Genomic DNA, 14,013 nt, shown 5'->3' on the forward strand with positions numbered 1-14,013 from the left:
GAGAAAACAAATTTTTTTTGCCACTAATTCACTAATTTCCACCAATCTATTTTATTAAAATTGTAAAATCATTGTTTATTAAAATTAATCCTTCTTATCCTAAAATCTTGAAATCAAGATTCAGACAGATAATCCTATAATCAAGATTCAGACAATAATTTTTTAAATCAAAACTTTTCTCATTTTTTCTCTGTGAAATCTCGGTGTCCTTTGTGGTTAATTCACTTTGTAAGTTTTACAAAAATTGGCTCCAAGCTTGTTTCTTGATGCTCTGCTAAAAGTCCTTTTAAGGAATTATTTGCTACTATTTTTCCTTTATTAATGATGATCACTTCATCGCATATTGCCTCTACTTCTTGCATAATATGAGTTGAAAGGATCACGGTTTTAGTTTTACCCAATTCTTTGATCAATTTTCTTATTTCTATCAATTGATTTGGGTCTAAACCCGATGTTGGCTCATCTAAAATTAAAACTTTTGGATCATGGATTATGGCTTGAGCCAAACCGACCCTTTGTTTATAACCTTTAGAAAGCTGACCAATTTTTTTATGTTGTTCTTTTTCTAATCCGGTTGCTAAAATTACTTCTTCAACTTTTGTTTTTAAATTTTGTAAATGATAGGTATTGCCAACAAAATATAAAAACTCCTTCACATACATATCGTGATAAAGCGGGTTGCTTTCTGGCAAGTAACCAATGTTTTTACGGACTTGAAGAGAATCGTTTGAGATATCAAAACCGCAAACAAAAGCTTTACCAGATGTTTGTGGAAGGTAGCAAGTCAGCATTTTCATGGTGGTGGATTTACCTGCACCATTTGGACCTAAAAAACCTAAGATTTTGCCTGGCGAAGCTTCAAACGAAATCTCATCTACCGCCTTTTGGTTACCATAATTCTTACTTAATTGCTGTACGCTAATGCTCAATTTAAAATGATTTGAGATTGAAATTCAAATCTATAAAAAAGGAAATCAAATTAAAGTTAATTAACGTTTTTTAATGAATTTCAAGCCAATCAAGTTGTTAATTATGAGGTTTTATGCATTTAGTATTGCGTTAACGATTGAAGCGGTATCCTTTTTGTCCGCCAGCTGGCGGACAAAAAGATATAGCGGAATCCGCCAGCTGGCGGATAAAACGCCCAAATAAACATCAGTTTTTTTAATATAAATTTTTCATTTCCAAAATAAAAACATTGCCCAAAAAAGATTATCCCATGTATTAAAACACCAAAATAAACTAATTCTACATAAAATAATTACCCAACAAAAGTATTAAGAACCTTAATTGATGTAATTTAGCCGGAATTATGGCAACCTTAGAAAAATTAAAGTTAAGCAAGCAATTATTAGCCGCTATGGCTGGTGAAGGATTTTTAACTCCAAAAGAAATACAATCAAAATTATTTCCACGTATAAATGGAGGTCAGGATTTAATTGCCATAGGGCCAGATGATTGCGGAAAAACGACAACTTGCGTTTTAGCGGCATTAAATAAAATCAAGTTTATAGAAGAAATTGCACCTCGAATTTTGTATTTGGTTCCCGATATTGAATCTGGAGAAGCAGTTTTGGATAAATTTCATACGCTTAACAGGAATAGAGATTTACGTTTTTTAGGATTATTTGCCGATGGTTCTAATATTGATACTCAAGTTTTAGAACTGACTGATGGCGTTGATGTAATTGTTGCAACTCCAGATAGAGCAAGAGCAGCTTATTTAAAACTAGGGTTAAATCTTAATAAAATTTTACTTTTTGTGGTTGATGATGCTGATTTGATTGTAAAAAAAGGCTTGACTTTGCCAACCGTAGAATTAGCAAGAGGAATTAGAAAATCTCAATTTATAGTTTGTAGTTCTGTTTGGCATGAAAGGTTAGAGAAATTGGTAGAAACGATTATTGAGAATCCAAATTTTGTTGAGGTAGATGATTTGGGCGACCAACAATTAAATACTGTAGAGCAATTACTATATCAAGTTCCAAATTTTAGTACCAAAATAAACTTGTTGCAATTACTTTTAACTGATAAAGATGTTTTTGAAAAAGTGCTGGTGTTTGTAAACACCAGATTTACCGCAGAAACTATTTATAAAAATTTAGATAAAGATTTTAAAGATGAAGTAGCGGTTTATAAAGCTGGCAGTATTTCAGAATATAGTTTTGAAAATGTTCAGGATTATAAATTATCTACAAAATCAAGAATTTTGGTAATTGCAAATGAAGATGTAGTAGAGATGAATGTTGCAGATTTACCATGTATCATTCACTTTGATATTCCAGAGGATAGTTTGCAATATCTGCAAAGGGTGATGCAGAAAGAAGATACTATTTTAGATCAATTATGTTTAACTTTTTGTACCGATTTAGAGCTTGCGGATACAAGAAGATTAGAACAATCTCAAGGTAAAAAGATGCAACAAATGGAGTTGCCAGAAGATTTGTATATCGCTAAAGAAAAACCAAAAAAGAATATTGTTAAGGAAGATTAGTCTGCGACATAATAAAAAAGGGTTATTCTAAAGAACGTTAAGATTTTAACTCAAATAGAATAACCCTTTAAAATAAATTAGTAGATATTATTTAACCTTAAATTCTACCTCTGTATTTCCCCAAATCATTTCTACATCACCATCTTTCTCTATTTTAAACGTCAACATTTCCATAAAATCTGATGTTTTTTCTGGTTTGGCAGTTATTCTTAATGCATCCTCAGCCTGGCTATATTTGGTTCCCCATTGGTTCCATGTTTTATTAAAAATAATAGTCCATTCTTTTTCACCAGGTATAGAATACAAACCATACTTTCCGGCTGGCAAAGTTTTTCCATTAACTTTTACTTCTTTATTTACTTCAAAAACTGTTGCTTCATTTGCGCCAGTTCTCCAAACTTTACCATAGGGCACAAAATCTGTAGTACCAATTACTCTTCCTTTAACAGCAGGTTGGCTATAATCTATAGAAACCATTACTCCAGATTTTAATGTTTCTGAAACTTTTGCAGGAGGGCTAGGTCTTTTGCTTTTATCAGTTTGTGCTTGTGTAGCAACGGCAAAAAGCATAAATGCAGCTACAATCATTGAAAATCTTTTTTTCATAAAATTATTTTTTCAGTTTATTCAAAGAAACGTTTAAAAAGTTTTTTTTGTATCATAAAATGGCAATAATCATAAATTGAGAGCTTAAAATCTTCTTTACTTAACATTTCAACAATTTTAATAAACCATATTTGCAACAAAATATAGAAATGATTGTCTATAATAAATTGATAGAAATTTAAATGATTACTAAATATTATCGCTTTTTATTTTTGCTTTTAATTGCTTTAGCATACAGCAATGTTACATCTGCACAAAAAAATCCCGTTTTAAACGGAACAATTAAAGACAGTGCTAACGGAGAAACTTTAATAGGAGCTTCCGTACAATTGTTTGGAGAAAACCAGATAGGTACAATAACCAACGCATATGGATTTTATTCTTTGAGTGCACCAAAAGGTGTTTATAAATTGGTATTCAGTTATGTTGGCTATCAGAGTATTTCTCAAAATATAGACATTAACAGTGATAAACAAATCAATATTTCATTAGCTTCTTTAAATCAACTTTCTGAAGTTGTGGTAAATTCTGAAAGAAGGGATGAAAACGTAGCAAGTGCCCAAATGGGGGTTCAAAAATTAAATGTTAAAGAAATAAATAGCATTCCGGTCTTATTTGGCGAAAGGGATATTTTAAAAACTTTACAACTATTACCTGGTATTAAATCGGCTGGCGAGGGAAATAGTGGTTTTTATGTAAGAGGAGGTTCTACGGATCAAAACTTGATTTTATTGGATGAAGCACCTGTTTACAATGCTTCACATCTTTTAGGTTTCTTTTCTACTTTCAACTCTGACGCAATAAAAGATGTAACCGTTTACAAAGGCGGAATGCCAGCACAATATGGCGGTCGATTAGCTTCTGTTTTGGATATTAAGATGAACGATGGTAATAAGAAAGAGTATACTGTTGAGGGTGGAATTGGACTAATTGCATCAAGATTAAAGGTTGAAGGACCATTTAAAAAGGATAAAAGTTCTTTTATGGTGAGTGGTAGAAGAACTTATGCCGATACATTTTTAGCTTTCTCTTCAGACAGCTCCATTAAAAATAACACATTGTATTTTTACGATTTAAACGCCAAAGCCAATTATCAAATTGACGATAAAAACGTTCTTTACTTATCGGGATATTTTGGAAGAGATAAACTGGGTTTAGGAAATACTTTTGGTTTTGAATGGGGAAATGCAACCGGGACTTTAAGATGGAACCATCTATTTTCAAATCGATTGTTTTCTAATACTTCGTTGATTTACAGCAATTATAATTATGTAATAGAAAATTTATTAGACGATAATAATTTCAAAGTTAACTCATCAATTAGAGATTTTAACTTAAAACAAGATTTTCAATATACAGCCAATAATAACCACGATTTAAAATTTGGAATTAATGCGATCCATCATACTATTGCCCCAGGCAAAGTTACTTCCTCGGCAACATCGAGTGTAAACGAAACCACGATTGAAAATAGGAATGGAGTGGAACTTGCAGCTTATTTTTCTGACGAATGGAACCTAAGCGAAAAGGTTCATTTTGTGTACGGCAGTAGATTTAGCAATTTTACATTGTTAGGTCCAGGTCTTTTTAAAGATTATAACAAAGAAGGAATTGTAACCGATTCTGCAAGATTTTCTTCTAGTCAATCGGTTGTAAATTATTTCAATTTAGAACCTAGAGTTTCCGCAAGTTTTCAGGTAGCAGGAAATAAGTCTATAAAAGCATCATATACTCGTAATACTCAAAACCTGCATTTAATGTCTAATTCTACGGCAACATCGCCAACAGATTTGTACATCATGAATAGCAATAACACCAAGCCAGAAATTGCTGATCAATTTGCGTTAGGATATTTTAGCAATTTTAAAAATAACACCTATGAGTTTTCTGCGGAGGTTTATTATAAAAAAATGCAGAACCAGATAGAATATAGAAACGGTACAGATTTAAGAGGAAATCAAAATATAGAAGCAGATTTGATTTACGGAGATGGCAGGGCTTACGGAATTGAATTATTTCTGAAAAAACGATTTGGCGATTTTAACGGATGGATTGGTTATACATTGGCAAAAACAGAACGACAATTTGAACAAATTAATGATAACCAATGGTTTAATGCAAAACAAGATAGAACTCATGATCTTTCTGTAGTTGGAATTTATAAAGCAAGCAAAAGATGGACTTTAGCATCAACCTTTGTTTATAGCACAGGTACTGCAGTAACATTTCCTACCGGAAAATATCAATTAAATGGTTCAACGGTGTTTTCTTACGGGGAAAAAAATTCTGACAGAACTCCAGCTTATAACCGATTGGATTTTTCCGCAACTTTAGAACCTAAGATTAAACCCGATAGAAAATATCAATCTAGTTGGTCTTTTGGTGTTTATAACGTTTATAATCGTAAAAATCCTTTTTCTATAGATTTTAGACAAGACCCCGATAACGCGAGTCAAACGCAAACTGTGAGAACTTCATTATTCGGTATTATCCCATCAGTCACCTGGAACTTTAAATTTTAAAGCATGAAAAACATCATATATTATTTATCAGCATTTATAATCTTAGCTTTTTCATCTTGTGAAGATGTTATAGACCTAAACTTGGATAACTCAGAACCACAAATTGTAATAGAAGCCAATGTGGTAAATAATCAGGATTACCAAATAGTAAAAATCTCAAAAACTAAAAAATTTACTGATAATAACACTACAGAACCTTTATCTGGTGCTACTGTAGTTGTCAAAGAGGATGGAGGTGGTACTTATAATTTTACCCAACTTTCTCCAGGTGTTTATAAATCAGGGTTTTTTATAGGCAAACCAACCTTAAAATATACCATTCAGGTTAGTACGAATGGAAAAACTTATACCGCAACTTCTACAATGCCTCAACCCGTGACTTTAGATTCATTAACAGTAATTGAGTTATCCTTTTTTAATAGTAAAAACAAATTTATTCAGGTCAACTTTAAAGATCCTGTCAATATTAAGAACCAATATAATTATGTTATTTCAGTTAACGATAGTTTAAGAAATGCCTATTATCCTGAAGAAGATAGATTTAATGATGGGAAATTGATTAAAAATACTTTGTTTACATCTGACCCTGAGCTTAAAACTGACGATAAAGTAACCATAGATTTTCAATGTATTGATAATAATATTTATAGATACTTTTTTGCAATTACCCAAATTAATGGCAATGGAGGGCCGCCAACTGCTCCATCAAATCCACCCTCAAATTTTGATAATGGTGCATTAGGATATTTTAGTGCACATACCATGCAATTAATGAGTGTCAAGATTCCTTAAAATATTTATCCTTTTGAAATAAAGAACAAAAAAAAACCAGATTATTTATAAAAATAATCTGGTTTTTTACACATTAATCAATTTAGTTTCTCTTTTCTCCAAAGCTATTTACCATGCTATTATGTAATGTTTTAGCACTCCAATAACCGCTGGCAATAATTCTTCTAATGGTAAATAAAGGATCTTTATCATCTCTTTTTTCGGCCAAAATGTAGGCATCTTTAAATCCTCTTTTCTTTAGTTCAGGAATTGCTTCTTTATTCCATAAACCAAAAGGATAAGCAAAATGATTAATATTTTTACCGGTTATATCTTCCAAAACTTTTGTTGGCTTGTCTATTTGTTTAATCCAGTCATCACCAACTAATTTTTTAACATTTTGGTGATCATAGGTATGGCTGCCAATGGTATTGCCTTCATCAGATAATTCTTTAATATCTGCCTTACTCATATAATGTACCTTTCCATTACGTCCAATAGAAACCGTCATGATAAAATAAACGCCTTTAAAACCAAATTTTTTCAACTCTTTATTGCCAACTTCAAATTGATCATAATCTGTATCGTCAAAAGTTAACATAACAGGTTTGGTTGGCAAGGCATCGCCATACGCTAAATAATTATAATATTGATCGGGCAGAATAGAAGTGTAACCACTGTCCGCCAACATTTTCATTTGGTCTTTAAAAGCTTGCACAGGAATGATGTAATCCTTTGCAGATTTTGAATCTTTTGCTGTCCAATTTCTAATTTGGTGGTAACATAAAACAGGCACTTGTTTTCTAGCTAAAATGGTAGCGGCATCAGCAATTTTTTTACCATCATGGTTTACAGGTTGCGCTATTTCTTCATTGGCTTTCGCCGAGGATGTATTTACTGTAGAATCTTGCAAACCTTCTGCAGATTTAGTTTTAGAATCGGAAGAATTACAAGCTGCTATCAATATACTAGCAATAGCTGTAATGCTCAATATGATTTTTTTCATTAGATATTATTAAATAATAGTGCGAAGCTAAAACATAATTATATGATTTTTTAAAAGTTTTTTTAAACAATTTAATAAATGGTTAAACCTAATTTTCTATATTGGTGAAACGTAACTTTGCTGAAATGAAAATACAAATAGCTATATTTATACAGTATTTTTAAATCTGTTTATGGAATCTATTTTAGAAAGAATTAAAATTTCTCCAAACATTTGTCACGGTAAACCTACTATCAGAGGGCTAAGATATCCTGTAGAAAATATTTTAGAACTTCTTGCATCAGGAATGACAATAGATGAATTAATAATAGATTATCCAGATTTAGAAAAAGAGGATTTTTTGGCTTGTATTGAGTATGGTGCAAGATTAGTTCAATCTAAAAGTATTCATGTTATCGCATAATAAAATTTGTTATCTATGCACAACTGCATAAATCTTTAGCAGATTTTTAATTTATAAAGGTTTTGATGCCGTTCATACTTTAGATTTGCCAAATCAAAATTTTACTGATGATAATGAGATATTAAAGTTTGCTTTAGAAGAAAATAGGATAGTAATAACAAAAGATTCAGATTTTTTAGATTCATATTTATTGAAGTCTGAACCCAAAAAACTTTTATTAATTAGAACTGGAAATATTACTAATCAAATGCTATTAAAAATATTTTCGGATAAATTAGAAATCATAACTAAATTAATTTCCGAAAGCAACTTAGTCGAGGTCACGCAAAATTTTATTATTCAGCATAAATAGCTTAATCTAGCTTCCCTCTCCACAATCACCAAATTTTCCACAAACCACAATCAATCCCTTTAATTTTTAACTTTGCAATTCAAAATCCACTATCGCATTGGCTAAAGAAAAAGATAAGGAAACCCCTTTAATGACTCAGTATAACCAAATAAAGGTTAAATATCCTGGAGCTTTATTGCTTTTCCGTGTCGGTGATTTTTACGAAACCTTTGGTGAGGATGCTATAAAAGCCTCTCAAATTCTAGGCATCGTTTTAACTAAAAGGGCTAATGGTTCTGCGTCTTATATAGAATTAGCCGGATTTCCACATCATTCCATAGAAACTTATTTGCCAAAATTGGTAAGGGCAGGGCAACGTGTTGCGATTTGTGATCAGCTCGAAGATCCAAAAACAGTAAAAGGTATTGTAAAACGCGGTGTAACCGAGTTAGTAACGCCAGGTGTTGCTTATAGTGATAATATTGTCCAGCAAAAATCTAATAATTATTTAGCGACCCTTCATTTCGAAAAACAAACCATTGGCATTTCCTTTTTGGATATTTCTACAGGAGAGTTTTTAGTTGCTCAAGGTAATGTTGATTACATTGATAAATTGCTACAAAGTTTTAAGCCCAGCGAAGTCATTTTTTCTAAAGCCAAGCAAAAAGATTTTTCAGAATATTTTGGCGAACGTTTTTACACTTACACATTAGACGATTGGGCTTTTACTTCAGATTATGCTCAAGAAACTTTGCTCAAACATTTCGATGTTAAATCTTTAAAGGGATTTGGGATAGATAAATTGAACCTCGGCATTGTGGCTGCCGGCGTTTCATTACATTATTTAGGAGAAACGGAGCATCGTCAATTACAGCATATCAGTAATATTTCTCGTATTGAGGAAGACCGTTACATGTGGCTGGATAGGTTTACCATCCGTAATTTAGAACTGATTGGTTCTACAAATGAAAATGCCAAGACTCTTATTGAAGTTTTAGATCATACTTCTTGTGCAATGGGAGCGAGGATGCTACACAAATGGTTGGTAATGCCGTTAAAAAATGAAAAACCCATTCAAGAACGTTTAGCGGTTGTTCAGTTTTTTTATGATGATGCCATTTTAAGGGAAAAGTTGCAAGGTTTTATCCGTCAGGTTGGCGATTTAGAACGATTGATTTCTAAAATTGGATTGCAAAAAACCAATCCCAGGGAAATTATTCAACTAAAAAGAGCTTTATTGGCTATCGCCGAAGTAAAAGAAATATGTGAACAAATTCCGCAAGAAGCTGTAAAACGATTGGGCGAGCAAATGAATTTATGTGCTTCCATCCGTGAAAAAATAGAAAAAGAATTATTTGCTGACCCTCCGGTTGCCTTAAATAAAGGCAAAGTAATGGCAGACGGCATTGATCCCGATTTGGATCGTTTGCGAAAAATCGCTTTCGGTGGGAAAGATTATTTATTAGAACTACAAAAACGTGAAGCAGAAATTACGGGAATTACGTCCCTGAAAATAGCTTTCAATAACGTTTTTGGTTATTATTTAGAGGTTTCTAATACGCACAAAGATAAAGTGCCACAAGAGTGGATTCGTAAACAAACTCTGGTAAATGCCGAGCGTTACATCACTCCAGAACTTAAAGAATACGAAGACCAAATTTTAGGTGCCGAAGAAAAGATTTTAGCCATTGAAACCCGTTTATTTACAGATTTGGTAAATTCTATTGCCGAGTTTATCAAACCAATCCAACTCAATGCGTTTTTAATTGCACAATTAGATGTCCTGCTTTGTTTTGCAGAAACAGCAAAGAAAAATCATTACGTAAAGCCTAAAATCAATAACGAAAAAATTCTTGATATTAAAGGTGGCAGGCATCCGGTAATAGAAAAGAATTTGCCTTTAGGCGATGAATACATTACCAATAATGTTTATTTGGATAACGATTCTCAACAAATTATCATCATTACAGGTCCAAATATGGCTGGTAAATCTGCTTTGCTACGCCAAACCGGTTTGATAGTTTTGATGGCGCAAATGGGAAGTTTTGTTCCAGCAAAAGAAGCGACGATTGGAATTGTTGATAAGATTTTTACAAGAGTTGGTGCTTCAGATAATTTAAGTTCCGGCGAATCTACTTTTATGGTAGAAATGAATGAAACCGCCAGTATCTTAAATAATTTATCAGACAGGAGTCTGATTTTATTGGATGAAATTGGTCGTGGCACTTCTACTTATGATGGCATTTCTATCGCTTGGGCCATTGCAGAATATCTTCATAACCATCCATCAGCGAAAGCCAAAACGCTATTTGCTACGCATTATCACGAATTAAATGAACTGAGCAATTCTTTTAATCGAGTAAAAAACTTTAACGTTTCTGTAAAAGAAGTCGGCAATAAAGTGATTTTTTTAAGAAAATTAGTTCCTGGTGGTAGCGAGCATAGTTTTGGGATTCACGTTGCAAAAATGGCCGGAATGCCACCACAGGTTTTAAAAAGGGCAAACGAAATTTTAGTCCGTTTAGAAAATGAACGTACCGGTGGCGAACATGTAAAAGCCAGTCTTTTAAAAATGCAACAACAACCTGTTCAGTTGCAAATGTTCTCTTTAGATGATCCTGTTTTAATTAAAATTAGGGATGTTTTAAACAATCTCGACGTAAATACTCTAACGCCTGTTGAAGCTTTGATGAAATTGGATGAGATTCAAAAGGTGTTGAAGAAAGCATAGAATTACTACCGTCACCTCGAGGAACGAGAGGTCTCACAAATAGGTCTCTATTCTATCGATAAATTGCCACACGATAACCTATATGTGTGATGTCTCCTATCGTCGACATGACAGGATTTTTCCACTCAATAAAACTAAAAATATTAGTATTTAAAACTAAAATAATTAGTAATTTTGGTCTATGAATTTCGACCGAATTACTGAAAAACTTTCCATCTTGGCTGATGCCGCTAAATATGATGTATCCTGCGCATCAAGTGGAAGCAAAAGAAATAACAAAGATAAAGGCTTAGGAAATGCAACAGGAATGGGCATTTGTCATTCTTATACCGAAGACGGACGTTGCGTTTCTTTGCTTAAAATCTTATTAACCAACGTTTGCATTTTCGATTGTGCCTACTGCGTAACGCGTAAAAGTAATGATGTTAAAAGAGCAGCTTTTACGGTACAAGAAGTGGTGGATTTAACCATTAATTTTTATCGTAGAAATTATATTGAAGGCTTGTTTTTAAGTTCAGGTATTTTTAAAAATGCCGATACTACGATGGAGCGTTTAGTACAGGTTGCTAAAAAGCTTCGTTTAGAAGAGAATTTTAACGGGTATATCCATTTAAAAAGTATCCCAGGCGCATCTGATGAATTGATGCGAGAAGCAGGACTTTATGCCGATAGGTTAAGCGTAAATTTAGAATTACCTACAGAAGAAGGTTTGAAATTATTGGCTCCCGATAAAAACCGTCAGGATATGATTGACCCGATGAATTTTGTGAAGAATGAAATCTTGGTTTATAAAGACGAGAAAAAGAGATTTAAAAAAACGCCAAAGTTTGCGCCCGGTGGGCAAAGTACGCAAATGATCATCGGCGCAACGCCAGAAACAGATTTACAGATTATCCATACAGCAAATCATTTTTACAAAAATTTTAACTTAAAAAGAGTTTACTACTCGGGCTACGTTCCTGTTACCAATGATAGCCGGTTGCCTTCCTTGCAAAGCCAAGTGCCCATGTTACGGGAAAACCGTTTATACCAGGCAGATTGGCTCATGCGTTTTTATGGCTTTAAAGCCGATGAAATATTGGATCCAAAACAACCTTTTTTAGAATTGGATGTGGATCCAAAACTAGGCTGGGCATTAAGAAACCTCCAATTTTTCCCCGTCAATATTCAAAATGCAGATATAGAAATGATTTTAAGAATTCCAGGAGTGGGTTTAAAATCGGCTTGGAAAATTATAGGCGGAAGAAAATTCTCTAAATTGAATGCTGAGCATCTCAAAAAAATGGGCGTTGCATTAAACAGGGCTAAACATTTCATCGTCTTTGGCAATTCTTTGCAAAATATACAAACGCTGCACCATCAATATTTAAAGGAGATTATTCTTAAAACGGTAAACAGCAAATATGAAAAGCATTATCAACCGCAGTTGGCTTTATTTTAAAATGTTTAATTAATAAGTTTTTCGCCTGCAAGGAAGCAGACTGGCATTTAGCTTTCACTTAATCTCATTTCCATGTATTTATTAACGTATGATCATAGTGTAGAAGGTTTTTTTTCTGCTGTATTTGAGGCTTATGAGCGCAAACTCACAAACGTAATGATCAGAAAAGAAGGATTACCATTGGGATTATTTTCTGAAGGATTAAGACGTGTAAGCACCAACCCTAGAAAAGCCGAACGTGTTTATGTAAAACTAAAGGCGTTGATGGGCGAATTGGGCATCCAAAAAATCATCTATTCTTTATTAACCGAAGAAGAATATTGTGAGCGATACATTTTTGATGTAATTAAATACGCTATAAAGCATCCAAAAATAAACGTAATGCAAGATATGAGTCATCCTTCTGTTTTGCAGTTGGCAAAATATACCAAATCGGTGCATCGTGAAAAACACAGAATGGAAGCTTTTGTACGTTTTAAACTGACTTGTGATAATATTTTTTTTGCAGAAATAGAACCTGATTTTAATGTTTTGCCCATTATTGCAAAGCATTTCAAAAGCCGATATCAAGACCAAAAGTGGTTAATCTTTGACCAAACCAGAAGTTACGGTATTTTTTATGATTTATATAAATTAGAAATCATACAAATGAAGTTTAATCGCCAATCTAACAGAGATGAGGGTTTGGAAATGCTGAAAAAAGATGAGCCGCTTTACCAAAGTTTATGGCGTACTTATTATTCTCAAACAAATATTCGATCAAGAAAAAACACCCGATTACATTTGCTGCATGTCCCAAAAAGATATTGGAAATACCTTACAGAAAAAATTCCAGAGTATTAATTATAGTCTTAATATAATCCCATTCGGTTTTAATATCCATCAAAAAATAGCACAATAAGATCTAATTATGAACCAAAAGGTAATAAATAGACTTTAAGGCATTTTTTAGCAATAATTTTTATAAAAAAAAATTATTGGCATCCTGATTGCTTTTTAATAAATACATCTACCTATTTAAAACATTATTAATTATTTACCATTTAAAAAACACATCATGAGTACAGTAAAAAAAACAACTAATTTAACACCAGAGATGAAAGATTCTGATTTCCATAAATTTTTCATTGAAGAGATACAAGATATTTATTGGGCAGAAACACATTTAGTAAAAGCATTGCCAAAAATGCAAAAAGCGGCAACCAGTAAACAATTAGCAAAGGCAATAGAAAAGCATTTAGAGGAAACTAAAAAGCATGTAGAAACTCTAGAGAAAGTTTTCGAATTGTTAGAAGAGAAAGCTAAAGCTAAAAAATGTGAAGCAATGGCTGGTTTATTAGAAGAAGGAAATTCTATCATTGAAGATACTGATAAAGATACAATGACCAGAGATGCAGGTATAATTTTAGCTGCACAAAAAGTGGAACATTATGAGATTGCAACTTACGGAACATTAAGAGTATTTGCGCAACACATGGGTCATACAGAAATCTACGATTTATTAAGTGAAACACTTGAGAACGAGAAAGCGACAGATGTTGCTTTAACTGAATTAGCAGAAAACTTTGTTAATGAGGAAGCAGTAGCTGAATAATTTTTTTAATGTTAGCATAGCCGGGAATTAGAGATAGTTTCCGGCTTTTTTATGTGCTATTTTTTTAAAATGAGATACTATTATAGGTTTGTACAAAAATTTAATAAAATTTAA

At 32.7% G+C, this 14,013-nt stretch carries 12 protein-coding genes; 9 read left to right on the top strand and 3 right to left on the bottom strand.

Going from position 1 to position 14,013, the window contains the following annotated elements:
* Positions 1-221: 221 nt before the first annotated feature.
* Positions 222-929: an ATP-binding cassette domain-containing protein gene (locus A5893_RS02345; RefSeq protein ID WP_068820935.1), complete on the bottom strand. Its 708-nt coding sequence runs from the start codon at positions 927-929 to the stop codon at positions 222-224.
* 383 nt (positions 930-1,312) lie between these two features.
* Between A5893_RS02345 and A5893_RS02350 the strand changes: the two genes are divergently transcribed.
* A complete protein-coding gene (locus A5893_RS02350; RefSeq protein ID WP_068820936.1) occupies positions 1,313-2,494 on the top strand; it encodes a DEAD/DEAH box helicase in 1,182 nt (393 codons plus the stop codon).
* A gap of 87 nt (positions 2,495-2,581) precedes the next feature.
* On the opposite strand, the gene A5893_RS02355 is transcribed toward A5893_RS02350, so the two are convergent.
* Complete coding sequence (locus A5893_RS02355) at positions 2,582-3,100, bottom strand: DUF2911 domain-containing protein (protein WP_068820937.1); 519 nt, start codon at positions 3,098-3,100, stop codon at positions 2,582-2,584.
* Positions 3,101-3,282: 182 nt separating this feature from the next.
* On the opposite strand from A5893_RS02355, the gene A5893_RS02360 reads away from it, so the two are divergent.
* Entirely contained in the window at positions 3,283-5,622 is a 2,340-nt protein-coding gene (locus A5893_RS02360) for a TonB-dependent receptor (RefSeq protein WP_068820938.1), read from the top strand.
* Positions 5,623-5,625: 3 nt separating this feature from the next.
* On the top strand, positions 5,626-6,414 hold the full coding sequence (locus A5893_RS02365; RefSeq protein ID WP_082911276.1) for a DUF4249 domain-containing protein: 789 nt from the start codon (positions 5,626-5,628) through the stop codon (positions 6,412-6,414).
* Positions 6,415-6,496: 82 nt separating this feature from the next.
* On the opposite strand, the gene A5893_RS02370 is transcribed toward A5893_RS02365, so the two are convergent.
* On the bottom strand, positions 6,497-7,399 hold the full coding sequence (locus tag A5893_RS02370; RefSeq protein ID WP_068820939.1) for a polysaccharide deacetylase family protein: 903 nt from the start codon (positions 7,397-7,399) through the stop codon (positions 6,497-6,499).
* Positions 7,400-7,571: 172 nt separating this feature from the next.
* Between A5893_RS02370 and A5893_RS02375 the strand changes: the two genes are divergently transcribed.
* The 6 genes from A5893_RS02375 to A5893_RS02400 all read left to right on the top strand — a co-directional run bounded on the left by A5893_RS02375 (position 7,572) and on the right by A5893_RS02400 (position 13,899).
* Positions 7,572-7,802, top strand: a complete 231-nt coding sequence (locus tag A5893_RS02375; RefSeq protein ID WP_068820940.1) for a DUF433 domain-containing protein — start codon at positions 7,572-7,574, stop codon at positions 7,800-7,802.
* A 49-nt stretch (positions 7,803-7,851) separates the two neighbouring features.
* Positions 7,852-8,154: a DUF5615 family PIN-like protein gene (locus A5893_RS18260; RefSeq protein WP_394330778.1), complete on the top strand. Its 303-nt coding sequence runs from the start codon at positions 7,852-7,854 to the stop codon at positions 8,152-8,154.
* A gap of 97 nt (positions 8,155-8,251) precedes the next feature.
* On the top strand, positions 8,252-10,864 hold the full coding sequence (gene mutS / locus A5893_RS02385) for a DNA mismatch repair protein MutS (RefSeq protein ID WP_068820941.1): 2,613 nt from the start codon (positions 8,252-8,254) through the stop codon (positions 10,862-10,864).
* Between the two features lie 181 nt (positions 10,865-11,045).
* A complete protein-coding gene (locus tag A5893_RS02390; protein WP_068820942.1) occupies positions 11,046-12,305 on the top strand; it encodes a putative DNA modification/repair radical SAM protein in 1,260 nt (419 codons plus the stop codon).
* Positions 12,306-12,377: 72 nt separating this feature from the next.
* Positions 12,378-13,148, top strand: coding sequence for a TIGR03915 family putative DNA repair protein (locus tag A5893_RS02395; RefSeq protein WP_068820943.1), 771 nt, complete (start codon positions 12,378-12,380; stop codon positions 13,146-13,148).
* Between the two features lie 214 nt (positions 13,149-13,362).
* Complete coding sequence (locus A5893_RS02400) at positions 13,363-13,899, top strand: YciE/YciF ferroxidase family protein (protein WP_068820944.1); 537 nt, start codon at positions 13,363-13,365, stop codon at positions 13,897-13,899.
* Positions 13,900-14,013: the final 114 nt, after the last annotated feature.

The sequence above is a fragment of the Pedobacter psychrophilus genome, assembly GCF_001652725.1.
GTDB classification, from domain to species: Bacteria; Bacteroidota; Bacteroidia; order Sphingobacteriales; family Sphingobacteriaceae; genus Pseudopedobacter; species Pseudopedobacter psychrophilus.

Excerpts from the sequence above, each read along its gene's own strand:
- A5893_RS02350 (WP_068820936.1), top strand. The coding sequence starts at position 1,313 with ATGGCAACCTTAGAAAAATTAAAGTTAAGCAAGCAATTATTAGCCGCT.
- A5893_RS02355 (WP_068820937.1), bottom strand. The coding sequence starts at position 3,100 with ATGAAAAAAAGATTTTCAATGATTGTAGCTGCATTTATGCTTTTTGCC.
- A5893_RS02360 (WP_068820938.1), top strand. The coding sequence starts at position 3,283 with ATGATTACTAAATATTATCGCTTTTTATTTTTGCTTTTAATTGCTTTA.
- A5893_RS02365 (WP_082911276.1), top strand. The coding sequence starts at position 5,626 with ATGAAAAACATCATATATTATTTATCAGCATTTATAATCTTAGCTTTT.
- A5893_RS02370 (WP_068820939.1), bottom strand. The coding sequence starts at position 7,399 with ATGAAAAAAATCATATTGAGCATTACAGCTATTGCTAGTATATTGATA.
- A5893_RS02375 (WP_068820940.1), top strand. The coding sequence starts at position 7,572 with ATGGAATCTATTTTAGAAAGAATTAAAATTTCTCCAAACATTTGTCAC.
- A5893_RS02390 (WP_068820942.1), top strand. The coding sequence starts at position 11,046 with ATGAATTTCGACCGAATTACTGAAAAACTTTCCATCTTGGCTGATGCC.
- A5893_RS02395 (WP_068820943.1), top strand. The coding sequence starts at position 12,378 with ATGTATTTATTAACGTATGATCATAGTGTAGAAGGTTTTTTTTCTGCT.
- A5893_RS02400 (WP_068820944.1), top strand. The coding sequence starts at position 13,363 with ATGAGTACAGTAAAAAAAACAACTAATTTAACACCAGAGATGAAAGAT.